This is a genomic window from Streptomyces sp. 17_S59 (assembly GCF_056930295.1).
This window is the reverse complement of sequence record NZ_JBXOWD010000001.1, coordinates 5,943,493-5,964,649: the sequence shown is the minus strand read 5'-3', so window position 1 is coordinate 5,964,649 and position 21,157 is coordinate 5,943,493. Positions and strand designations below refer to the sequence as shown.

General features: G+C 73.3%; 21 protein-coding genes. 12 read left to right on the top strand and 9 right to left on the bottom strand.

The genetic code is table 11. The annotated features are described in order from the left end of the window. Window positions 1-2: 2 nt before the first annotated feature. Window positions 3-845, top strand: coding sequence for an aldo/keto reductase (locus AC1Z4A_RS27130; protein WP_483682489.1), 843 nt, complete (start codon window positions 3-5; stop codon window positions 843-845). Between the two features lie 54 nt (window positions 846-899). On the opposite strand, the gene AC1Z4A_RS27125 is transcribed toward AC1Z4A_RS27130, so the two are convergent. Further along, window positions 900-1,205, bottom strand: a complete 306-nt coding sequence (locus AC1Z4A_RS27125; RefSeq protein WP_483682488.1) for a 4a-hydroxytetrahydrobiopterin dehydratase — start codon at window positions 1,203-1,205, stop codon at window positions 900-902. A gap of 213 nt (window positions 1,206-1,418) precedes the next feature. Between AC1Z4A_RS27125 and AC1Z4A_RS27120 the strand changes: the two genes are divergently transcribed. Beyond that, window positions 1,419-2,276 (top strand): helix-turn-helix domain-containing protein, encoded by an 858-nt coding sequence (locus AC1Z4A_RS27120; protein ID WP_483682487.1) that lies wholly within the window; start codon window positions 1,419-1,421, stop codon window positions 2,274-2,276. Here the strand turns inward: AC1Z4A_RS27120 and AC1Z4A_RS27115 are convergent. Next, a complete protein-coding gene (locus AC1Z4A_RS27115; RefSeq protein ID WP_483682486.1) occupies window positions 2,224-2,616 on the bottom strand; it encodes a nuclear transport factor 2 family protein in 393 nt (130 codons plus the stop codon). The genes AC1Z4A_RS27120 and AC1Z4A_RS27115 overlap by 53 nt on opposite strands. A gap of 166 nt (window positions 2,617-2,782) precedes the next feature. Continuing rightward, on the bottom strand, window positions 2,783-5,125 hold the full coding sequence (locus AC1Z4A_RS27110) for a collagenase (RefSeq protein ID WP_483682485.1): 2,343 nt from the start codon (window positions 5,123-5,125) through the stop codon (window positions 2,783-2,785). Window positions 5,126-5,317: 192 nt separating this feature from the next. Here AC1Z4A_RS27110 and AC1Z4A_RS27105 point away from each other — a divergent pair, with 192 nt between their 5' ends. Together AC1Z4A_RS27105 and AC1Z4A_RS27100 are read left to right on the top strand one after the other, a co-directional pair. Beyond that, entirely contained in the window at window positions 5,318-5,899 is a 582-nt protein-coding gene (locus AC1Z4A_RS27105; protein ID WP_483682484.1) for a TetR/AcrR family transcriptional regulator, read from the top strand. 211 nt (window positions 5,900-6,110) lie between these two features. After that, window positions 6,111-6,872, top strand: a complete 762-nt coding sequence (locus tag AC1Z4A_RS27100) for an SDR family NAD(P)-dependent oxidoreductase (protein ID WP_483682483.1) — start codon at window positions 6,111-6,113, stop codon at window positions 6,870-6,872. 33 nt (window positions 6,873-6,905) lie between these two features. Here AC1Z4A_RS27100 and AC1Z4A_RS27095 read toward each other — a convergent pair whose 3' ends face one another. After that, window positions 6,906-8,297 (bottom strand): amino acid permease, encoded by a 1,392-nt coding sequence (locus tag AC1Z4A_RS27095; RefSeq protein ID WP_483682482.1) that lies wholly within the window; start codon window positions 8,295-8,297, stop codon window positions 6,906-6,908. Between the two features lie 569 nt (window positions 8,298-8,866). On the opposite strand from AC1Z4A_RS27095, the gene AC1Z4A_RS27090 reads away from it, so the two are divergent. Genes AC1Z4A_RS27090 through AC1Z4A_RS27080 form a run of 3 tightly spaced genes read left to right on the top strand, consistent with a single transcriptional unit; the run spans window position 8,867 to window position 12,141 of the window. Continuing rightward, window positions 8,867-9,706, top strand: coding sequence for a hypothetical protein (locus AC1Z4A_RS27090; protein ID WP_483682481.1), 840 nt, complete (start codon window positions 8,867-8,869; stop codon window positions 9,704-9,706). A gap of 29 nt (window positions 9,707-9,735) precedes the next feature. Then, on the top strand, window positions 9,736-10,068 hold the full coding sequence (locus AC1Z4A_RS27085) for a CU044_2847 family protein (RefSeq protein WP_483682480.1): 333 nt from the start codon (window positions 9,736-9,738) through the stop codon (window positions 10,066-10,068). A gap of 6 nt (window positions 10,069-10,074) precedes the next feature. Further along, window positions 10,075-12,141 carry a CHAT domain-containing protein gene (locus AC1Z4A_RS27080; protein ID WP_483682479.1) on the top strand — a complete coding sequence of 689 codons (2,067 nt, stop codon included), beginning with the start codon at window positions 10,075-10,077 and terminating at the stop codon, window positions 12,139-12,141. Between the two features lie 77 nt (window positions 12,142-12,218). On the opposite strand, the gene AC1Z4A_RS27075 is transcribed toward AC1Z4A_RS27080, so the two are convergent. Continuing rightward, window positions 12,219-12,398, bottom strand: coding sequence for a hypothetical protein (locus AC1Z4A_RS27075; RefSeq protein WP_483682478.1), 180 nt, complete (start codon window positions 12,396-12,398; stop codon window positions 12,219-12,221). 95 nt (window positions 12,399-12,493) lie between these two features. After that, a complete protein-coding gene (locus AC1Z4A_RS27070) occupies window positions 12,494-13,285 on the bottom strand; it encodes a GAF domain-containing protein (protein ID WP_483682477.1) in 792 nt (263 codons plus the stop codon). 436 nt (window positions 13,286-13,721) lie between these two features. Between AC1Z4A_RS27070 and AC1Z4A_RS27065 the strand changes: the two genes are divergently transcribed. From AC1Z4A_RS27065 to AC1Z4A_RS27055, 3 genes are all read left to right on the top strand, one after another. Next, entirely contained in the window at window positions 13,722-13,883 is a 162-nt protein-coding gene (locus AC1Z4A_RS27065; RefSeq protein WP_483682476.1) for a DUF6126 family protein, read from the top strand. Window positions 13,884-13,962: 79 nt separating this feature from the next. Further along, entirely contained in the window at window positions 13,963-14,490 is a 528-nt protein-coding gene (locus tag AC1Z4A_RS27060; RefSeq protein ID WP_483682475.1) for a GNAT family N-acetyltransferase, read from the top strand. Between the two features lie 112 nt (window positions 14,491-14,602). After that, window positions 14,603-15,883 (top strand): RCC1 domain-containing protein, encoded by a 1,281-nt coding sequence (locus tag AC1Z4A_RS27055; protein ID WP_483683746.1) that lies wholly within the window; start codon window positions 14,603-14,605, stop codon window positions 15,881-15,883. Between the two features lie 33 nt (window positions 15,884-15,916). Here AC1Z4A_RS27055 and AC1Z4A_RS27050 read toward each other — a convergent pair whose 3' ends face one another. Together AC1Z4A_RS27050 and AC1Z4A_RS27045 are read right to left on the bottom strand one after the other, a co-directional pair. Continuing rightward, window positions 15,917-16,936, bottom strand: a complete 1,020-nt coding sequence (locus AC1Z4A_RS27050; protein WP_483682474.1) for an MBL fold metallo-hydrolase — start codon at window positions 16,934-16,936, stop codon at window positions 15,917-15,919. A 96-nt stretch (window positions 16,937-17,032) separates the two neighbouring features. Continuing rightward, window positions 17,033-18,244, bottom strand: a complete 1,212-nt coding sequence (locus AC1Z4A_RS27045) for an aminotransferase class I/II-fold pyridoxal phosphate-dependent enzyme (RefSeq protein ID WP_483682473.1) — start codon at window positions 18,242-18,244, stop codon at window positions 17,033-17,035. Between the two features lie 210 nt (window positions 18,245-18,454). Here AC1Z4A_RS27045 and AC1Z4A_RS27040 point away from each other — a divergent pair, with 210 nt between their 5' ends. Beyond that, complete coding sequence (locus AC1Z4A_RS27040) at window positions 18,455-19,300, top strand: class I SAM-dependent methyltransferase (RefSeq protein WP_483682472.1); 846 nt, start codon at window positions 18,455-18,457, stop codon at window positions 19,298-19,300. Between the two features lie 50 nt (window positions 19,301-19,350). Next, entirely contained in the window at window positions 19,351-19,704 is a 354-nt protein-coding gene (locus AC1Z4A_RS27035; RefSeq protein WP_483682471.1) for a VOC family protein, read from the top strand. A gap of 6 nt (window positions 19,705-19,710) precedes the next feature. Here AC1Z4A_RS27035 and AC1Z4A_RS27030 read toward each other — a convergent pair whose 3' ends face one another. Continuing rightward, window positions 19,711-21,120 (bottom strand): CoA transferase, encoded by a 1,410-nt coding sequence (locus tag AC1Z4A_RS27030; RefSeq protein WP_483682470.1) that lies wholly within the window; start codon window positions 21,118-21,120, stop codon window positions 19,711-19,713. Window positions 21,121-21,157: the final 37 nt, after the last annotated feature.

Sequence of the window (21,157 nt, the reverse complement as noted above, 5' to 3'; positions counted from 1 at the left end):
TCGTGAGCAAGGTCCCGTCCATCACCCTCAACAACGGCGTCGCGATGCCCCAGCTCGGCTTCGGCGTCTGGCAGGTCCCGGACGACCGGGCGGCCGAGGCCGTCGAGACCGCCCTCGAAGCGGGGTACCGCAGCATCGACACGGCGGCCATCTACGAGAACGAGGAGGGCACGGGCAAGGCGCTCGCGGCCTCGGGGATCCCGCGTGACGAACTGTTCGTCACCACCAAGCTGTGGAACAGCGCCTCCGAGACCTGGACGCGCGACGGCGTCCTGCGCGAGTGCGACGCCTCCCTGGCCCGGCTCGGCCTCGACCACGTGGACCTCTACCTCATCCACTGGCCCCGGGCCATGCGCGACGACTACCTGACCATCTGGCGCGCGTTCGAGGAGATCGCCGGGAGCGGCCGCGCCCGGGCCGTCGGCGTGTCCAACTTCCAGCCCGCGCACCTGGAGCGGCTCCTCGCCGAGTCCTCGCTCGTCCCCGCGGTCAACCAGATCGAGCTGCACCCCCACTTCCAGCAGGCGGAGCTGCGCGAACTCCACGCCCGGCACGGCATCGCCACCGAGGCGTGGTCCCCGCTCGGTCAGGGCCGGGGCCTGCTCGACGACCCGGTCCTCGCCCGGATCGCGGCCGCGCACGGCAAGTCGCCCGCGCAGGTCGTGCTGCGCTGGCACCTCCAGCTGGGCAACGTGGCCATCCCGAAGTCGGTCACCCCGTCCCGCATCCGCGAGAACATCGACGTGCTCGGCTTCGAGCTGAGCGCCGACGACCTCACGGCGATCGCCGCTCTCGACAAGGGCACCCGGCTGGGCCCGGACCCGGACGCGTTCGACTTCAGCTGACCCTGCACGGAACCGGTCCCGGGAGGCGCCCGCCGCCTCCCGGGACCGGGTACGTCAGCGCGCCCCGTGCCCGGCGGCGACCGCCTCCACCCGCCGTGCCAGCTCCACGTCCAGCCCGGTGACCTTCCCGCCGACGCTGTGCGTGTTCACGGCGAGGGTCAGGGTGTTGTAGCCGAGGGTCAGATCGGAGTGGTGGTTCAACTCCTCCTGGATCTGGGCGACATGGATCACCATCGCCGCCGCCTGGAAGTGTCCGTCGAAGGAGTACGTGCGGGTGATCCGGTCGCCGTCCGCGGTCCAGCCGGGCAGCTCCTGGAGGCGCTCCTCCACGTCCTTCTGCGAGAGCGGTTCGACTGCCATCACGCGTCCTCTTCGTCTCGTTCGTCTCGTCGTCCCGTCGCGAACGACCAGTGAGGCAAGCGTCCCATGGGACGGAGGCGCTTTCGCGCCATTCTGCGGCGCCCCGGATGGCGAAGGGACGGCTGTGGCCCCGCGGTCCCGTTGGGCCCCACGGCGCCCGGGACCCCGGGGCCGGCGGCGGGCCGGCGAGCCCGTTCGGGTTACGGTCGGGGCATGACGACTGCCGCGGTTGCCCCGGGGACGGGCGTGGGCGCCCTGCTGCGCGAGTGGCGGGACCGGCGCCGGATCAGCCAGCTGGAGCTGGCGCTCCGCGCCGACTCCTCCGCCCGGCACATCAGCTTCATCGAGACCGGCCGGTCCCGGCCCAGCCAGGAGATGGTGCTCCGGCTCGCCGACCACCTCGATGTCCCCGTCCGCGAGCGGAACGCCCTGCTCGTGGCCGCCGGTTACGCCCCGTACTACCCGGAGCGGCCCCTGGAGGACCCCGCGCTGGAGGGCCTGCGGGACGGCCTTGAACGGCTGCTGAAGAGCTACGAGCCGTTCCCCGCCCTCGTCGTGGACGGCACGTACCGGGTCCTGGCGGCGAACAGCGGGATCGCGATGCTGCTGGAGGGCGTCGACGGGGCACTGCTCGCTCCGCCCCTGAACGCCATGCGGATCACCCTGCATCCCCAGGGGCTGGCGCCGCGCATCCGCAACCTGCGCGAGTGGCGCGGCCATCTGCTGCATCAGATGGAGCGGCAGCTGGCCCTGATGCGGTCCGCTCCCCTGCGCGCGCTCTACGACGAGGTCAATGCCTATCCGCTGCCGGAGGCGGGCGGCGGGGAGAGTGCGGCGGGAGCGGAGGGCCGGGTGCCGTTCGCGCTGCCCATGGTGATCGAGCACAAGGGCCGCACCCTGTCGTTCGTCTCGACCATCGCCACGTTCAACACCCCGATGGACGTGACCGTCTCCGAACTGGCCCTGGAGACCTTCCTCCCCGCCGACCCGGAGACGGCCGCCGCCCTTCCGGAACTCCTCACCCGGCAGCCTGCTGCGGAACCCGGTCGAGGAACCCGAGGACGGCCCTGATCCGCCCGTCATCGGCCAGCGTGATCACATCGAAGCCCGCGACGGGCGCCGTGCCGTCGGCCACCGACACCAGCTCCCAGGAGAACCGCGCGGTGCGGTGGTGTCCGTCCACGGCCCCGCTCCGGCGGAACTCGAAGCCGGGGAACTGCTCGTGCGCCGCCGCCATCACCGCGGCTATGCCCTCGTGCCCGTCGGCCTCGGCGAGCGGGTCGGTGTACGTCCCGTCCTCGGTCCACACTGCGGCGACGGCCTTGGCGCGGGCGGCGGGGCCGGTGGCGTTCCACGCCTCGAAGTAGCGGGCGACGGCGGTCTCGTACTGCTCGGTCTGCGGCTGCGACATGGTGATGTCTCCTTCGTGGGTTCCCGGACCGCGGATCCCCGTGCACCCGCGGTCTGCTGCCGGCCTCCCGGACCCGAGTGCGCGGGTCCGGGAGGCCGTTGACATCACCATGCCGGGAGCCGGGGCGGGGGCGCGATTACCGCTGGGGTAATGGCCGCTGCCCGCCTCAGCCGCGCAGCGGCCCCTCACAGGTGAAGGCGCTGGTGCCCGCGGTGCCGTCGGACCAGATGTCCACGGTGCCGAACGAGCAGTTCATGTCGGAGAAGTTGTTGGGACCCGAGGCGGCCCGGTCGAGGATGAAGTAGTCGACGGTCGCCGACATGTCGGCGAAGACCTGGTCCTCGTCGTGGGAGTCGGAGAGGTTGGCGGTGATGCGGCCGGTGCAGCTGAAGCGGGGCATGCCCCGGGTGTCGCCGTTGGCGGTGCAGGTGGGGGTGATCTGAGTGGCGGCGGCGAAGGCGGAGGCGGCGTCGGCGGGTCGGGAGAGGCTCAGGGAGCCGACGGGCACGTAGTGGGTGTCCGGGACGTAGAGGTCGTTCACCCTGGCGATCTGCTCGTCGAGGAAGGCGTCGTACTCGCGCTGCAGGGCGGCGTCGGCGCCCGTCCGGGTGCGCCAGCCGTCGAAGCCCTTGGGGTCGTCGGCGCGCTGGTACCCGTACATCTCACGGATCAGCGAGGGGTGGTTCTGCCACAGGAACTCGAAGAACGTGCCCGCGTACGCGTAGAAGCGGAAGCCGTCGCCGTTGTAGGTGGCGTGCAGCAGGCGGTCGACGCTCATGCGCGGGCCGCCGCCCGAGGTGTCGGCGATGACGCTCTTCACGAGCGACTTGCGGACCTTGATGCCCTCGGACCTGGTGCTGCCGGCGAAGAACTCGGCGGTGCCCTCGTCCATCGCGGTCGTCAGGTCGTTGGCGAACCAGCGGGGCTCGCCGAACATGCCAGGGACGGCCCAGCGGCCGTTGAGGTAGTGGGTGTACTCGTGGCGGAAGAGTTCCTCGAGCGAAAGCTGGGAGTCCTGGGGAACGCGACGCTGGTAGGTGTAGAAGGTGGCGCCCTGCTCGATGTAGACGCCGCCGTTGTTGGTGCCCATGCCGGTGAGGAACGGGTGGAGCACCTCGTAGTCGGCGCGCGAGGCGTAGAGGTGGATGTGGAGGGTGGCATTGGGGTCGCCCGCCAGCGGGACGTCGGTGCCCAGGACGCGGAAGAACTGGGACTTGACCTGCTTGCTCGCGTAGTAGAGCTGGTCGACGGTGGCCCGGTCGAGGGCGGTACGGACCTCGATGCCGCCCTTGTCGTAGGTGTAGGTGCGGGGGAAGACCCGCGCCTCGACCTGCGGCTTGCAGACGTTGTAGGCCTTGCACGCGTCGAAGAAGTTGAGCCATGAGGCGAGGGAGGCCCAGGGGGCGCTCAGGTCGCCGAAGTTGGCGACCGCCGTCTTGAGCAGGGCGCCCAGGTCGGCGACGACCGCCGCGCGCAGGCTGTCGATCTGGCCGAACCGGCCGTACTCGCCCAGCGCGTCGCGGACCGCCCAGGCGTTGGGCGTGCCCTTGAGGTGGCTGTGACCGGCGAAGGCCCGGAAGGCGGCGCGGTAGCCGGAGTCGGCGGCGACGGCCTGCCGGAAGGCGGTGTCGTTGTTGCCCGGGTAGATGCCCAGGTAGTTGACGGTGAGGGCGGAGAGGGCCGCACCGCCCCAGGCCGGGTCGGCGGCGGTCGGTGCCTTGGGCCCGAGGGTGCCCAGGACGCGGACGACCAGGGGCAGCTGGTACTGCCGCAGGCCCGGGGCGCTGCCGGCGGTCAGGGCCTCGCGGAGGGTCTCGGCGTTCTGCCGCGTGGCGTCGAAGGTATGGGGGGCGGCGCCGAACGTCTCGATGGCACGGCGCATGGCGTCCACCGTCGCCGGGTCCGTCAGGTCGATCTCGTCGTGCGAGAAGTCGTGGTAGACGGCGGCGTGGAGGTAGGTGAACAGCTCGTACAGGTGGGTGGCGTCGGTGCCGTCGTGCGTGGGGGCGAGAGCGGCGGCGCGGCGGGCGACGGCCTGGACGTGGGCCCGGGACAGCACGGGGACGAGCCGGGCGTCCCAGGTCCAGATGAGGCCGCGCAGACAGCCGTCGGCGGTGACCGCGGGGTCGGTGAGGAAGTCGGCGAGCCGGTCGGGGGCGAGGTGGGTGATGCCGTCCAGGGTGCAGGGGACGGCGTCGTCCAAGGCTCTGGCGTCCGGGTGCTGGTGGGGTCTGCCCGTGGCGAGGTCGGCGGGTATGCGGCTCGGCTCCGCCCGTCCGGGCGCGGCCCCGCCCGGTGCCGGGGGCTCCGCCTTCCGTTTGGGGGGTGCGGCGAGGTGGTCGACGTCGTTGCGGGGGTCGCTGTGGGGGTCGGGGCCGGGGGCGGCCTCGCCGGCGCGGGGCTGGGGAGCCGGTGGGGCGGCTTGGGCGACCTGAGCCGCGGGCAGGGCCACGCACGCCGCGAGGACGGCGGCGAGCAGGCCCTTGCGCGCGGTACGGAACACGTGCATCGGTGCTCCTAGGGGGAGTTGACGTTGAGTCAGCTACGAGCTTCGAGCCGCGCCGTACCATAGTAATGTGAAATTGCACTGACAAGCCGTCGGCTTCCGCTTTACCGGCTCTTGCCGAAGCCGGCCGGGGTGGCACCCTTTCTTGACGATCATTCTTGACCGACCGTTCTCGATACAACTAAGGTCGAATGCGTGGCCAGGACCAAGGAATTCGATCCGGACGCCGCCCTGCAGTCAGCCCTGGAGCTGTTCTGGCAGCGCGGGTACGAGGCGACGTCGATGGCGGACCTCGTGGAGCACCTCGGCATCGCCCGCGCGAGCCTGTACGGCACGTTCGGCAGCAAGCGCGACCTCTACCTCAAGGCGCTCGAGCGGTACGGGGAGCAGCAGGACCCGCGCATCATGGCGGAGCTGTCCCGGCCGGGCCCGGTGCTGCCGGCCGTCCGGTCCCTGGTCCGCCGCTTCGCGGACGAGGCCGCGTGCGACGGACTGCGGCGCGGATGCTTCGTCACCAACACGGCCGTGGAGCTGGGGGCGCACGACGCGGAGTCTGCGCGCCGTGTGGAGGAGAGCTGGAACACCCTCGAGACGGCGCTGACTTCGGCCCTGATGCGGGCCGAGGCGCAGGGGGAGCTGCGCTCCGGGCTCGATCCCGTGGCGGTGGCGCGGATGCTGCTTGTGCTGCTGCAGGGGCTGCGGGTCGTCGGCAAGGTGGGGTCGGGGGGCGGGCGGGCGCGGGACGCGGCCGAGCAGGCGCTGGCCCTGCTGACCTGACGGTCCGGTCCGCCTGCGGCGGGCCTTTCCCCACCCCGCCCCTTCCCGAAACCGGGGGCTGCGCCCCCGGACCCCGGGGTGGTTGCTGCCCGGTGGGCCGGTTTGTGCCCACCCGTTCCGCCCTGCGGAACGCCTGCCCACAAACCAACGGCGCGACATCCCCATTTAAGACCGAACGTTCATTAAATTACCCACGCGCAAGGAGTACCCCATGACCGCTCGCTTCACCGGCAAGACCGTCCTCGTCACCGGCGCTGGCACCGGCATCGGCCGCGCCGTCGCGGTCGCCTTCGCCCGTGAGGGCGCGCGGGTCGTCGTCGCGGGGCGGCGGGCCGAGCCGCTGGAGGAGACCGTCTCGCTCATCGAGGCCGGCGGCGGGCAGGCCACGGCGGTCACCGCCGACGTCACCCGCTCCGAGGACGTGCGCACCCTCGTCGAGCAGACCGTGGCCCGTTACGGCGGACTCGACGTGGCCGTGAACAACGTCGGCGCGCTCACCCCGCCCGCCAAGGTCGCGGACATCCCCGAGGACGACTGGCACACCACCATGACCACCAACCTCACGGGCATGTGGCTGTCCATGAAGTTCGAGATCGGTCACATGCGGGCCCACGGCGGCGGTGCCATCGTGAACGTCTCGTCCAACCTCGGCGCCCATATGCGCAGGCCCGGCGTGGGCGCGTACGCCACCAGCAAGGCGGCCGTCTCGGCGCTCACGCGCAGCGCGGCCCTCGACCACATCGGCGACGGCGTGCGGATCAACGCCGTCAGCCCGGGTGCCGTCGACACCCCGATGTCCACGCGGCCCGGCGAGTCCGCGCAGGAGAAGGCCGAGCGGATGAAGCACGAGATCCCGGTCGGCCGTGCCGGCAGCCCCGACGAGGTGGCGGCCGCCGTGCTGCACCTGGCCTCCGAGGAGGCGGGCTACACGGTCGGCACCGAACTCGTCCTGGACGGCGGCGTCACGGCCTGACCGGGATCAGTTGCGAACCGGCGGGCCGGTGGCTCAGGCCACCAGCTCCGCCTCCGCGGGCGTGGCCTCGGGCGCGGCCTCGGGGGTCTCGGCCGGCTCCGCCGTCCCCGCCGCGCGCCGGGCGGCCATCCACGCGTAGACGATGACACCCGCGAAGAGGAACAGCGTGCCCTGGTAGACGGCCGCGTACCCGGCCCCCGCCACCAGCCAGAAGGAGAAGGCGAACGCACCGAGCGCCATCACCAGGTCGCGCGTCAGCCGCACCGGCTGGACCTTGCCGGGCTCGCCCTTCACCAGGAAGTACACCTGGGCGGCCGCGGCCAGCAGGTACGGGACCGTCGCGGAGAACGTCGTGACCAGGACCAGAATCTCGAAGACCCCACCCGAGCCGGACACATAGTTGATGATCGTCAGCAGCGTGGCCAGGACCGTCGAGGCCAGCACGCCCGCCGTGGGCACCCCGCGCCGCTTCTTCGCGAAGGCGGCCGGGAACAGCCCGTCCTTGGCGGCCGCGTACGGCGACTGGGCGCTCATGAGCGTCCAGCCGTTGAGCGCGCCCACAATGGAGATCACCGCGGCGAGCGCGATCAGCGTGCCGCCCCAGTGCCCGCCGAACATCACGTCGACCGCGTCCGAGAAGGGCGCCGTGGACTTCGCGAGCTTGTCGTGCGGCACGGTGCCGAAGACGGACAGCGTGCCCAGCAGGTAGACCAGGGCCGCGCCGATGGTGCCGAGCACGCTCGCGCGCCCGACGTTGCGCTCGGGGTCGCGGACCTCGCCCGCGCTCATCGCCGCCGACTCCACGCCCACGTAGCTGTAGAGCAGGATCGCGGCCGAGGCGGTCAGGCCGCCGGTCCAGCTGCCGCCGCCCTCGACGAAGGAGCCGAGGTTCTTCGGGTCGAAGAAGAAGATCCCCACGACGGCCACGAACAGCAGCGGGATGAACTTCAGCACGGTCGAGACCAGCTGCACCGCTCCCACCCAGCGCGTGCCGGCGAAGTTCGCCAGGGCCGGGAGCCAGATCAGCAGCAGGGCCACGGTCAGGTCCTCGGCCATCGAGCCGCTGTGCCCGGTCACCACGTGGAGGTAGCCGACACCGGCCACGGCGAGGGCCGCGTTGCTCACCCAGGTCATGGTCCAGTACGACCAGGCCGACAGGAACCCGGCGAAGTCGCCGAAGGCGGCGCGGGCGTAGACGTACGGGCCACCCGTGTGCGGATGGCGCTCGGCCAGCCGGCCGAAGACCAGGGCCAGCGCGATCGCGCCGATCGTCAGCACGCCGAAGGCGACCAGGCTGACGGTGCCGAAGGGGGCCACGGAGGCGGGCAGCAGGAAGATGCCGCCGCCGATGATGTTGCCCATGACCAGCGTGGTGGCCGTGGGTAGTCCGAAACGGCGGCTCTGCGTGCCGTCGGTGTCGTGCATGGGGTGGTGCGCCTCTCGTCCTGCGGGCAGGTCGCCGGTTCTCGTGCGACTACACATGTCTGCGCGGGTGGCGCAGAGCTGTGCGACTGGACATGGTGAGGCCTGCACGGCGCGGCGCAAAATCCGAATTTTTTGTCCCGCGGAGCCCGCCCGCCGACCGTAAAAGGTGCGGGCATCCGGGGCGGCGACCGTGATTCGTCCGCCGGAAGCCGATCTCGGGATTCCGCACGCGGACCGCCGCCGGAGGGAGTGCCGAAGCGGGTGCGGATCGCGGGTGCGGATGCGGATCGCGGGAGCTGGTGTGGGCAGGCGTACGGGCCCGCGGGCACCCCGCCCGGCCGCCGGTGCTCCCATATGCCGAAAAGTCCCGCCCTCCCTCATTCCTGCTTTCCCGGTGACCGGCAGCCGCAGCACGGCCCCCTCGATTTCCCTCGCGCCACGAACACGAACACGGGGGGCGCGAAGTGGTGAACCGACGCAGGGCTGGTTCTTTGCGCGACGGAATTCCCGAGACTTCTTATAGCGTTGGCGGCCCGATGGGGGTGCGGAACGGCAGCTCGGGGGGAGACATGCCCAACTCGATATCGATCATTCTTTTCGTCTTCGGCGGCCTGATGGTCCTGGTCTCGCTGCTCGGCAGCGGATTCGCGATCCGTGAAATCTCCTTTCCACGGATCAGCCCGCTCATTCGCTCGACGGCCGCCCTGCTGGGCGCCGGGCTGGTGACGACCAGCATCGTGTTCCTGGTCACCGGGCAGCCGGGGCGGGCGTCGGCCGATCACAGGAACGGGCCGGCGCCGGTCGCGGGCAAGTCGTCCCAGGGCGGCAAGTCGTCCGACAGCGGCAACGGGGTCGCGCCCGGCGCCCCGCCCGCCTCCTCCCCCGCCGCCCCGGCGCCACCGCCGGGCTCCCCTCCCCCGGCGGCGCCCCCGGCCGCCGGGGCCACGGTCCCGCCGCCCGGCGGCAGCGGGAAGACGGCCGATCTGCTGTCCCACATCCCCTCGGCCATCCGGAGCGGCTGCCGGGACGGGGACGCCTCGAAGTACACCGGCTCGGTGGTCGCCATCGCCGAGTGCCATCTGACGGGCGGCGTGTCGGTGACGTACGCGCAGATGGTGGACAACGTGAGCATCAACGGATTCCTCGGCACGCTCGAGGGCAAGTACACGTTCGACCACGACTCCTGCAGTCCGTCCACGCCGCTCAACGGAAAGCAGGAATACACCGACGGAAATCAGCGCCACAAAGGCACACTGCTCTGCTACCGGGGCTCGGACGACGACGTCCATCTCATCTGGAGCCACGACGAACTCTCCATTCTGACCGAGGCCCAGGCGGCACCCGAGTCCTATGGAAACCTCTTGGAGTGGTGGAAGTCCGCGGGACCGATTTCCGGCACCTCCGTCTGATCCGAGGCGAGCTGATCCGAGGCGAGCGCATGAACACCTTCGAGTTCCCGCTGGAATCGGGCGGCACGGTGCTGGTCGAATCCACCGGCTCCCCCTTCGACGGCATGGTGACCCGGGGGCTGTCGGCACAGGCCGCCCTGTCCCGCGCCGAGCAGACCTTCGAGGCCGCCCTGGGCACGGTGCGCACGGTCGCCGAGAACCTGGTCGCCCAGCTGGCGGGGCTGCCGGCGCGGCCCGACACGGTCACCGTGGAGTTCGGCGTGGCACTGGGTGCCAAGGCCGGGGCGGTCGTCACGGCCGGCGCGGAATCGCACTTCCAGGTCACCCTCGCCTGGCACGGCGGCACGCCGTCCCGGTCGTGATGCCCCGTGGCGGGGCACGGCGGCGACTTCGTCCTGGAGATCGGCAGGCGGGGCGGGCAGGGCGCGGGGCGGTACACCGTGAGCGTCTCCTCCCCCGCCGGTGAGGAGACCGTGGCCGTCGACCTCGACCCGGACGCCGTCGGCGCCCGGCTGCCCGACCTCCAGTGGGCGGTCCTCGCGTCGTCGGCCACCCGGCGGGCGGCGGCGCTGGGGCTGGAGCAGCCGGTCCGGGAGGTGGGGGCGCAGCTGTTCGGCGCCGTGTTCGCCGGGAACGTGCGCGGCCTGTTCCTCTCCAGCCGCCAGCGGGCCGAGGAGCGCGGCGGGACGCTGCGGGTGGTACTGCGGATCCGGGCTCCCGAACTGGCTGCGCTGCCGTGGGAGCTGCTGCACGACGCGGACCTGGGCGGCTATCTGTGCCTGCGCGACCCGGTCGTCCGGCACGTCGACATGGCGGAACCGGTCGTCCCGCTGCGCGCCGATCCGCCGCTGCGGGTGCTGGGCATGACCTCGCTGCCGGGCACCCGGGAGCCGCTGGACGCCGAGGGCGAGCGGGCGGGCCTGGCGCTCGCGCTGCGGCCGCTGGTCGAGCGGGGCCTGGTACGGCTGGACTGGGTGACCGGCCAGACGGCGGAGGACCTGCGCCGGCGGCTGCTCCAGGGCTGTCACGTCCTCCACTTCATCGGGCACGGCGCATACGACCCGGCCCGGCAGGAGGGCATGATCGCCCTGGCCGACGAGCGCGGCGCGGAGCACCTGCTGCACGCCACCGCGCTGGGGGCGCTCATCAGCGTGGCGAGACCCAGACCCCGGCTGGTGGTGCTCAACAGCTGCCAGAGCGGCATGGGCAGTGCCGACGACTTGTTCTCCAGCACCGCGGCCGTGCTGGTGCGCACGGTGCCGGCGGTCGTCGCCATGCAGTTCGCCGTCACCGACAAGGCGGCGGCCCGCTTCGCGGCCTCCTTCTATCAGGCGGTGGCGCTCGACCGGTCCGTGGAGGAGGCCGTCCGGATCGGGCGGGTCGCCCTGGTCGTGGACAAGGACGACAGCCTGGAATGGGCCACCCCGGTGCTGTACCTGCGCGGGGGCGGCGCCCGGCTCTTCGACCTGGCGCCCCCGGCGGACGACCCGCCGCCACCATCGCCATCCTCGCCGCCGGAACCGGCACCCGTGCCGCCCGCCCCGGGGCCCCCGCCCGCGGGGATCACCTCCCGGGTGCTGGCCACCGGGCAGTGGATCCACTCGGTGGCCTTCCACCCCGACGGCCGCCAACTGGCCACGGGCTCCCGCAAGTGGGTGCGGATCTGGGACGCCGAGACGGGCAACCGGATCTGGGAGCAGCCCGTCGGCGGCTGGCTCTCGGCGGTCTCCTCCTGTGCGTTCAGCCCGGACGGGCGGCGGCTGGCCACCGGCAGCGCGGACGGCACGGCCCGGGTGTGGGGGGACTCCGGGGACCAGCTGCTGGTGCTGCGCCACGACCACGTGGTCACGGCGGTGGCGTTCGGGCCCGACGGCCGGCGCCTCGCCACGGCCTCGGCGGACCGGACGGTGCGGCTGTGGGACGCCGTCAGCGGGGAGCCGATGCTGCGCATCCGGCACGACCAGGTGGTGTCGGACGTCGCGTTCGCCCCGGACGGGCAGCGGCTGGCCACCGCCTGCGGCGACCGCTCGGCCCGGCTGTGGACGCTGAACGGCGACGCGCTGCTGCGGATCCGGCACAACCACGGCGTCAGGGCCCTGGCCTTCAGCCCGGACGGGCTACGGCTGGCGACGGGCGGCGACGACGGCAGCGTCCGCCTCTGGAACGCGGGCACCGGGCACCAGATCCTGCTGGTCCGGCACGGCGGCGCCGTCAAGGACCTGGTCTTCGGCCCCGGGGGCCGCTGGCTCGCCGCCGCCGGCGCGGACCGCACCGCCGTGGTCTGGGACACGCGGGACGGCAATCGTCTGCTGCGGGTCCAGCACGGGAGCACGGTCTTCGCCGTGGCCGTCAGCCCGGACGGGCGGTGGCTGGCCAGCGGCAGCGAGGACAAGACGGTGAAGCTGACTCCGGTGCCCGAGGCGCCGCCCGGCTAGGGGAGCCTCGGGGACCCGGCACGCACAGGGCCCGCGCGGGGGCCGGTCCGGAGCCGTACCGCCCCGTGCTCCGGCGGTCAGTGCCGCCCGAGGCGCCTGACCACGCCCAGCGAGGTCGCCACGATCCGCCCCAGTATGCCGAGGCCGGGCGGCGTGGCCGCCGATCGCCGCACCTTGGAGAAGTACTCGTCGCTGGTCTCCTTGCCTGCTATCCAGCGTCGCCCCGATTCGGTGATCACGCCTTCTCGCACGTTCATTCCGCTTCCCCCAACTGGATCGCCGACGCCCGGTCGCCCGTCAACTGTACGGATTTCGCGAGGCATTCGCTCGCTTCGCGTCGTCATGGCTGTCACTACCCTTTGGCCGAGGTATCGTCACCCGCTTGCTCGCCTTCGCGCTGGGGCGGAAGGTTCGGGACGCCGGTGCCGGGACAGCCGAGAGCCTGTGCGGTTCCCAGCATGCGTGCGGCGACCCGCACCAGCGAATCCCGGACTTTCGCCTTGGAAAGCGCGCCCGGTTTCGGGGCATCGATGATCAGGACGCCCTGGGGCTCGTCGCCCGCATAGACCGGGGCGACGATCGTCGACCGGTGTCCGTCGCCCAGGCTGACGCTGAGATTCCCATTGGCGTTCTGATTGTCGTCGGTATAGACGATCTCGTTGTTCCGCAGGGCGTAGAAGAGATCGCGACCCGCTTTGGATTCCTCGTCGAAGGTCTTCGGGATATTGCCGAAATCACCCGATACCGACTCCAGCTTGAAGCATCGTCCCTGGCCATCCAGGGAGTAGAACGCACAGCGCGCGCTCGAGCCCGCCTTCCCCGCCATGGTGCTGGTCGCCCGGTCGAGCACCCCGCCCACGCGCTCCTTGGCCTCGGCGGGCTTGGTGACCATGACGCCGAGGGTGTCGAAGACCGCGGCCAGCACCGCCTCGTCCTCGATCTTCTCGGCGGCACGGAGGGTCCGCTTCAGGAGAATGGGGGAAACAATGGCCGACGCGGTGCCCAGCACAATGTAGGCCGCCTGCTCGATGCCCTCCGCCGCGGCCTGCTGCGTTCCGAGGAAGAACGTCAGTCCCGGCGGCAGGACCCCGATGACGGAAACGAGGAGACTCCGCCATTTCAGCTTTGTTCTAAATTTCGGCATCGCACCTTCTCCGGGGATTTCGCACGCCCTGGCGGACTGTCCTGATGTGCCGCTCTACCGGTGATGCGGCCGCCGTGGCAGACACCACCTCGGTGTGCCCGGTTCTCCGGCCGGTGCAAACTTTCCGGCCATGGTCGAATGACCGATGGCTTGGAGCGGGCAGGGGGAGCGCTTTCGGCTGCGCGCGCCGGTAGCGCACTCCCCCCGGGCACCGCCCCCTTCTTTCATGAGCCGTATTCATAGTCGTATCAACGACACTTCCGCCGATCGGAAATGGTCCGTCCTCCGCCGCCGGACCGCAGGCCCGGGTCCGCCCGGCCGTGCGCCGCGCGCCACCGGCTAGAATTCAGCTGGAATCGCGCCCTCCAGCCCGTCGCTCCCAAGGCCGGGGATCTCGTGGAAAGCGCCCCGGATCCCGGAGAAGAGGAGCACCCCCATGGCCGACGACAGCGCCGAGCAGCCCGTGGCCCGCTCGCGGAACGAGAAGTGGGCGGAGCGGCAGGTGGCCCTGCGGGTGCTCGTCTACGTCTTCGTCACGCACGCCATCGCCGGCTTCATATGGCTGCTGTTCTACCTCGGAGATCACGCGAAGAAGTGAGGCCCCCGCGCCGGGCGGGACAGCCTCAACGGCCGCGCACGGACGTGGCATTCCCCGGGGAACTGGGCAGGATCCCCTCATGACCATCTGCCTCCGCACGCCCCGACTGACGCTGCGCCGCTGGTGCGAGGACGACATCGCCCCCATGGCGGCCATCAACTCCGACCCGGAGGTGATGCGTTGGATCGGCGACGGCTCCGTGTACGACCGCGCGCAGACCGCGGCGGGGATCGCCGCGTGGGAGCGCGAGTGGGAGGAACGGGGCGTCGGGCTCTTCGCGGTCGAGGAGCGGATCAGCCGCCGGCTCGTGGGCTGCGCCGGGCTGTCCGAGCCCGGGTTCCTTCCGGAGGTCCTGCCCGCGGTCGGAATCGGCTGGCTGTTCGGGCGCGGGTACTGGGGGCGCGGGTTCGCCACGGAGGCGGCCCGGGTCGTGCTGGACTTCGCCCTGCGGGACCGCGGGCTGGCCCGCATCGTCGGCGTGCACACCGTCGGCAACGCGGCCGCCGAGCAGCTCATGCGGAAGCTGGGCATGCGGTGGGAGCGCGAGACGACCCACCCGGTGTACGGGCTCCCGCTGCGCGTGCACGTGATGGAGGCGCCCGCGTAGGCGGGGCGCGGCGGCGGGCGTCACCCGTCCGGCCGCACCGCACGTGCCGGGGCCTGCGCCAGCGGCCAGCGTGGATGCCAGCGCGTCCGCGATGGAGGAGAGGCCCTTGTCCGTGCACTTCGCCGAGCAGCAGCCCGACCCGGCCTCACCGGCACACACGGCCGGGCAGCTCTTCGCCGCCGGCTGGGACGGGAACGGACAGGTCTCGGGCATCCTCGAGGCGGCCCGGGACGTCAGGGTCGCGGCCGTCGCGGCGGGCGACTCCCACAGCCTGGCGGTGAGCGACGAGGGCCGGCTGCTGGCCGCCGGGCTCGACGACTGCGACCAGGTGTCCGGGATCCTCGCGGCGGCGGGCGGCAAGCACGTGCTGGCGGTCGCCGCCGGCGGCTTCCACAGCCTGGCCGTGACCACGGACGGGAGACTGCTCGCCGCGGGCAAGGACCAGAACGGGCAGGTGTCGGGGATCCTGGCGGCCACGCGGGACAAGCGGGTCAGCGGCGCCGCCGGTGGCGCCGTGCACTCACTGGCCGTCACCCCCTACGGGCAGCTGCTCGCCGCGGGCTGGGACGGCGACGGGCAGGTGTCCGGCATCCTCGCGGCCGTGCGGAACGAGCCCGTCATCGCCGTCGCCGCCGGGGACTTCCACAGCCTCGCCGTGACCGCGGACGGCCGGCTCCTCGCCGCGGGCCGCGACGAGGAGGGGCAGGTCTCCGGGATCCTCGCCGCGGCCGGGGACCAGAAGGTGGTCGCCGTCTCCGCCGCCGCGCTGCAGAGCCTCGCCGTGACGGCCGAGGGCCGGCTGCTGGCCGCCGGGCGGGACGGCAACCACCAGGTCTCGGGCATCCTGCGGGCGGCGCAGGGCCAGCGGATCGCCCTCGCCGCCGCCGGTCACCTGCACAGTCTCGCCGTGGACCCGGACGGTCGGCTGCTGGCCGCCGGGAAGGACGCGGACGGGCAGGTCTCGGGAATCCTGGCCGCGGTCGAGGGCGAGAGCGTCACCGCGGTCGCCGCGGGCGGCTACCACAGCCTCGCGGTGGTCGCCCCCGACGGGCCGAAGGGCCGGACGGTCCGCGTGGACTTCGCCGTCCCGCGGAGCGGCGAGGAGGGCCTGACCCTGCGGCTCGTGCGGGCGGAGGACGGGATCGACGGGCGGCTGGACCCCGCGGGCCCCGCCCGGGACCTCGGGATCAGGGAGGGCGTGCCCGTGCGGATCACGGTCGTCCGGAGGGATCCCGGGGGGCGGGAGGAGACCGTCGGGGACGGCTCCGTCCACTTCACCTACGACGAACTGTCCGGTGTCGTCGGCCTGGACACCCGGGCCAGCCGCTTCCCCTCCTTCCTCACCTGCACCAGCCACGGCGCCAACCGGTTCACCTTCACCTGGAGCAGGTGAGCGGGCGGGGCACGGGACCGTCCCGGACCGCTGTCACACGACCCGGGAGACCACCGACGGGAGCACTCTGGACGCCCCCACGGCCAGGTCCCACAGCTCGTCCCGCGGCCGCCCCGTCGCCTCCCACGCCGCCCACACCCGCCGCAGCGGCTCCAGCGGGGGCTCGGCGGAGAGCAGGAAGGTCGACCAGTGCATGGGGGCCATCACCCGGGCCCCGAGGTCCAGGCAGGCCTGGACGGCCTCCTCCGGGTCGGTGTGCACCGGGCCCAGCATCCAGCGGGGGTCGTACGCGCCGATGGGCAGCAGCGCGACATCGATGTCGGGATAGCGCTCGCCGATCCGCTCGAACCAGTAGCCGTAGCCGGTGTCGCCCGCGAAGTACACGCGGTGCCCGCCCGGCGCGGTGAGCACCCAGCCGCCCCACAGCGAGCGGCAGGTGTCGGTGAGGGTGCGCTTGCTCCAGTGGTGGGCGGGGACGAAGTCGAAGCGCACGGGGCCGGCCGGGCCGGGCAGTTCGACCGCCTCCCACCAGTCGAGTTCGGTGACCCGGCTGAACCGGCGGCGGCGCGCCCAGCGGGCCAGCCCGGCAGGCAGCAGCAGGTGGGTGTCGCGCGGCAGCCGCTTGAGCGTGGGGGCGTCGAGGTGGTCGTAGTGGTTGTGGCTGATGACGACCGCATCGACCGGCGGCAGTTCCTCCCAGGGCACCCCGACCGGGGTGATGCGGGGCGGGGTGCCGAGGATCCGGCGGGACCAGACGGGGTCGGTGAGGACGGTGAGGCCGCCGATGCTCAGCACCCAGCTGGCGTGGCCCGCCCAGGTGACGGCGAGGGAGTCCGCGTCGACCGCGGGCAGCCGGGCGGGCTCGACGGGCAGCAGGGGCACTTCGCGCAGCGCCTCGGCGCCGGGCCGCAGGCGGCCCTCCCGGGCGAGGCGGGCCAGGGCGCGTACGCCCGGGAGCGGGGCGGTGAGGCGGTCGGTGAACGACCGGGGCCAGGAGCGGATCTCGCCCGGGGGGCGCGGTTCCGCGAGGGGGCGCTCGGTCTGTTCGGTCATCTGGGGGCTCCATTCGTGGGGAACAGGAACCGGGTGGTGCGGGGCGCGGCGGCCTCGCGCGGCGGCGCGGGAGCACGCTCACCGACCGACGGTAGATCAGGCGCCGGCGAGTTCACTGAACGCCGATCCAAAAGTGGACAACGCCTCTGCGACGTCCGCGGAGCGCAGCGGGTCGGCGGCGTCCAGGGCGTGTTGCCGCTGATGGTCGGTGGTGCCGAGGAGGGCGGTCGGGGTGGAGAGGCGGATCCGCAGGTCGTCCGGGGCGTCGCCGAAGCGGTGGCCACCGAGGGCGGCCTGGCCGAGCACCGCGCCCAAGTGGGCCTCCAGTTCGACGGAATCCGTGATGCCGCGGGCGGCGAGGGCGTCGCGCAGCTCGCCGAGGTCGGCGTAGAGGTGGGAGCCCGTCTGCGGGGGGCGGCACAGCACCCCGGCCGCCGCCAGCCGCTCCCGGGCTGCCGTGCCCAGCACTCCGTACAGCCGGGCCGCGGCGGCGTTGCGGGTGCGCACGGCCTCGGGCTCGGTCAGGGCGAGGCTCGCGACGGCGGCGACGGGGGGCGGCAGTTCGGCCCGCAGGGCGGTGAGGACGGAGCCGGCCCGCGCGCGCAGGGCGGGGCCGGGGCCGCCGGCCGGGAAGCGGGCGACGGCGGCGGGCCAGGCGGCAGGGGTGAGGGCGCCGCCGAGGTCGGTGAGGACGACAACGCGGTCGGGGTACATCTCGGCGGGGCTGACGAAGACGGTGGCGTGCGGCTCATGGACGGTGTCGCGCCAGGTCTCGTCGCTGACGACGGTCAGCTCCTCGGCGGCGGCGGCCTCGCAGACCTCGTGCAGGATCTCCGGCGGGGCGACGGTGCCGGTGGTGTCGTCGGCGACGGAGAGGACGAGGAAGCGCGGCCGCCCGCCCTCGGCGCGGATCCTGCGCACGGTCTCCAGCAGGGCGAACGGGTCGGGGACGCCGCCGCACTCGGCCGGTACGGCCACCGGGCAGGCGAGCCGCCCGGCGAGCCGGGCGAGCGGCGCGTACCAGGGGGCGCAGGGCCGGGTCAGCAGGACCTCGCCGCCGGCCGAGGCGAGCAGGGCCAGCAGCAGGGGCTCGCCGCCGGGGGCCGCGACGACGTGCCCGGGGTCGGTGGGCAGCCCGCGGCGGGCCCAGTAGCCGGCGGCGGCCGAGCGCAGCTCCGGCCCGCCGCCGACCGGCTCGGGGCCGGCGCGCCGGGCCGTCTCCGCGAGGCGCGCGGCGAGTTCCGGGAGGACGGGGAGGCCCGGCTCCGGGGCCGGGAGGGCGGGGGGCGCGGGAGGGCGCTGTCGCATCCGTACCCACCTCCGTGCCGCGCCGGTCTTCCGTCCACCTTCGCAGATCATGGGGTGCGCGGCGGGCCCGACACGGGCGGGCGGGTGACGGCCCGTCCCGGATGGCAAGACGGGACTCTCGCGATTCGAGATCGCTGCGTACGCTGGAAGAGCGCTGCAAGGGGCACTTCACGACTTCACGACGGATCGTCACGGACCGAAGGGACCACCATGCCCGAGGAACCGGAAGAGCGGAAAGGGCCCGGCGGGCCGGGCCGGGCCGCCGTCTACATCCACGGCCACCACGAGTCCGTGCTGCGCTCCCACGGCAGGCGCAGGGCCGCGGACTCCGCCGCCTACCTGCTGCCCGAGCTGAAGCCCGATCAGCGGATCCTGGACATCGGCTGCGGGCCGGGCAGCATCACGGCCGATCTGGCCGCCCGGGTGCCGCAGGGCCGGGTGACGGGCCTCGACGCGGCCGGTGACGTGCTCGCCCCGGCCCGGGCGACCGCCCGCGAACGCGGCCTATCCAACGTCGACTTCACCACGGGCGACGTGCGGGCGCTGGACTTCCCGGACGGCTCCTTCGACGTCGTGCACGCCCACCAGGTGCTCCAGTACCTCACCGATCCGGTGGGCGCGCTGCGCGAGATGCGCCGGGTGTGCCGGCCGGGCGGGATCGTCGCCGTCCGCGACGTCGTCTACACCGCCATGACCTGGTACCCGCACGTGCCCGGCCTGGACGACTGGCAACGGCTGTATGCCGACGTCGCCCGGGCCGGCGGCGGGGAGCCGGACGCCGGCAGCCGGCTGTTCTCCTGGGCCCGGCAGGCGGGTCTGACCGACGTCACGGCCACCGCGAGCGCATGGTGCTACACCGGTCCCGAGCAGCGCGCCTGGTGGAGCGGCCTGTGGGCGGACCGCACCCTCGCCTCCCCGTACGCCCGCCACGCGATCGAGGGCGGCCACGCCGACCAAGCACGGCTGACCGCGATCGCCGCGGCCTGGCGGGAGTGGGGCCGGTGCGAGGACGCGTGGTTCGCCGTGCTCAACGGCGAGCTGCTCTGCCGGGTGTGATCCTCCGGCCCCGGTGACCCGGGCGGTGATCCCCAACTAGCCTGGCCTTCATGAACATTCTGGGAACTTCGCTACGGGTCTGCGTCGGTGATCTGGACCAGGCGATCGCGGTGTACGAACGGCTGACCGGGGCCGAGGCGCTGCGCTTCCGGCGCGGCGGGGTGTCGGTCGCCGCGGTCGGCTGCTTCTTCCTGATGAGCGGCCCGGAGGCCGAGCTGTCCGTCCTGCGGAAGATCACGGCGACCGTGGCCGTGACGGACGTCGACGAGGCGCTCGCGGACCTCCGGGCAGTAGGGGCGGAGATCATCGCGGGCCCGGTGCCGACGCCCATCGGGCGCAATCTGGTGGCCCGTCACCCCGACGGCTCGGTGTTCGAGTACGTGGACCGCAAGCCGGTGGGGTGACACCCCCTAGAGCCAGGCTGCCGCGTCCGCTCCCCACCGCCCGGCGGGCCGTGCCCAGTCCCGCGGGCCGCCCGCGAAGGCCACCGGCGGCAGGGCGTACCGCAACGTCCCCAGGGGTCCCGTCCGTTCGGTCAGCCAGGGGCCCGGCTCGTACGCGTCGGCGTCGGCGTGCGGCGGGGTGTCCTGCGGCACGTCCTGCGTCAGCCACGCCGCCGTGCGGGCGAGCGAGAGCCGGGCCAGGTGGGTGCCGCCCTCCGTGTGCTGCCGGGTGACGGCGCGCAGCACGGCGGCCGCGAGCAGGTAGCCGGTGCCGTGGTCGAGGGCCTGGGCAGGCAGTGCGCCGGGGCGCCCGTCGGGGCCGGCCTGGGTGAGGGCGATGCCGCAGGCGGCCTGGACGATGCTGTCGAAGCCGCGCCGCCCGCCCCAGGGCCCGTGGTCGCCCCACGCGCTCACCTGGCCGACGACCAGGCCCGGCCGCCGCTCGGCCAGGGCCTGCGGGGAGAGCCCGTAGCGGTCGAGCGCGCCGGGCCGGTAGCCGGTCACCACGGCGTCGGCGGTGGCGAGGAGTTCGTCGAGGACGGCCCGGTCGGAGGGGCGGGCGAGGTCGAGTACGGCGGAACGCTTGCCCATGCCGGTGTCGTTGTGCGCGTCCTGGCTCTCGGGCAGGGACGGCGAGTCGATGCGCAGGACGTCCGCGCCGAGCAGGGCGAGGGTGCGGGTGGCGACGGGCCCGGCGAGGACCCGGGTGAGGTCGAGCACGCGCAGGCCCTCGGCGGGCAGCGCGCCGGAGGGGATGCGGCGCTCGCGCACGGGTCCCTCGGCGATCCGCTCAAGCCGGACCAGGGGGTTCGAGGCCACGACCGAGCCGTGCGGGTGGGCGGCCCACTCCCCCGGGGTGCGCACGGCCACGGCGAGTCCCCCGGCCGCGTACACCTCCTCCTCCACCTGTGCGGCCTCCCGCGTGGCCAGTTCGGCGGCGACGCGGGCCGCGACGGCCTCGTCGCCGCCGGAGTCCGGCACGCCGAGCACGGCGAGGAGGCGGGCGCGGTGGTGGGGGTAGTTGGCGTGGGTGCGCAGCCAACCGCCTTCTGCGGTCTGCCAGAAGCGGGAGAGCGGGGCGAAGGACGTGGCCGCGCGGCCGTCGAGGCGCACATGGCGTTCGCTGGTGAACGCCGTGGCCACGGCGCCGTCGTCGACGCGCACGGCCGGGAGCGGGCCGCCGCCCCGCCGCGCGGCGAGCAGTTCGGCGGCGGCCAGGGCGCAGACCGCGACGGCCGAGCGGGCCATCTCCCGTACGGGAAGCCGGGCTTGGAGCACGGCGCCGGGGCCGGTGCACCCGACGGCGGCGGTCAGGGCGGGGTCCCCGCCGAGCGCCGCCCAAGCCTGATCCGTCGCACCGTTCGCTCGTATGATCATCCCCCGAGTGTGGCACTGAGTGCCATGCAGGGGGAAG

Excerpts from the sequence above, each read along its gene's own strand:
- AC1Z4A_RS27125 (WP_483682488.1), bottom strand. The coding sequence starts at position 1,205 with ATGGCAGTCGAACCGCTCTCGCAGAAGGACGTGGAGGAGCGCCTCCAG.
- AC1Z4A_RS27120 (WP_483682487.1), top strand. The coding sequence starts at position 1,419 with ATGACGACTGCCGCGGTTGCCCCGGGGACGGGCGTGGGCGCCCTGCTG.
- AC1Z4A_RS27115 (WP_483682486.1), bottom strand. The coding sequence starts at position 2,616 with ATGTCGCAGCCGCAGACCGAGCAGTACGAGACCGCCGTCGCCCGCTAC.
- AC1Z4A_RS27110 (WP_483682485.1), bottom strand. The coding sequence starts at position 5,125 with ATGCACGTGTTCCGTACCGCGCGCAAGGGCCTGCTCGCCGCCGTCCTC.
- AC1Z4A_RS27100 (WP_483682483.1), top strand. The coding sequence starts at position 6,111 with ATGACCGCTCGCTTCACCGGCAAGACCGTCCTCGTCACCGGCGCTGGC.
- AC1Z4A_RS27095 (WP_483682482.1), bottom strand. The coding sequence starts at position 8,297 with ATGCACGACACCGACGGCACGCAGAGCCGCCGTTTCGGACTACCCACG.
- AC1Z4A_RS27090 (WP_483682481.1), top strand. The coding sequence starts at position 8,867 with ATGCCCAACTCGATATCGATCATTCTTTTCGTCTTCGGCGGCCTGATG.
- AC1Z4A_RS27085 (WP_483682480.1), top strand. The coding sequence starts at position 9,736 with ATGAACACCTTCGAGTTCCCGCTGGAATCGGGCGGCACGGTGCTGGTC.
- AC1Z4A_RS27075 (WP_483682478.1), bottom strand. The coding sequence starts at position 12,398 with ATGAACGTGCGAGAAGGCGTGATCACCGAATCGGGGCGACGCTGGATA.
- AC1Z4A_RS27070 (WP_483682477.1), bottom strand. The coding sequence starts at position 13,285 with ATGCCGAAATTTAGAACAAAGCTGAAATGGCGGAGTCTCCTCGTTTCC.
- AC1Z4A_RS27065 (WP_483682476.1), top strand. The coding sequence starts at position 13,722 with ATGGCCGACGACAGCGCCGAGCAGCCCGTGGCCCGCTCGCGGAACGAG.
- AC1Z4A_RS27060 (WP_483682475.1), top strand. The coding sequence starts at position 13,963 with ATGACCATCTGCCTCCGCACGCCCCGACTGACGCTGCGCCGCTGGTGC.
- AC1Z4A_RS27050 (WP_483682474.1), bottom strand. The coding sequence starts at position 16,936 with ATGACCGAACAGACCGAGCGCCCCCTCGCGGAACCGCGCCCCCCGGGC.
- AC1Z4A_RS27045 (WP_483682473.1), bottom strand. The coding sequence starts at position 18,244 with ATGCGACAGCGCCCTCCCGCGCCCCCCGCCCTCCCGGCCCCGGAGCCG.
- AC1Z4A_RS27040 (WP_483682472.1), top strand. The coding sequence starts at position 18,455 with ATGCCCGAGGAACCGGAAGAGCGGAAAGGGCCCGGCGGGCCGGGCCGG.
- AC1Z4A_RS27035 (WP_483682471.1), top strand. The coding sequence starts at position 19,351 with ATGAACATTCTGGGAACTTCGCTACGGGTCTGCGTCGGTGATCTGGAC.
- AC1Z4A_RS27030 (WP_483682470.1), bottom strand. The coding sequence starts at position 21,120 with ATGATCATACGAGCGAACGGTGCGACGGATCAGGCTTGGGCGGCGCTC.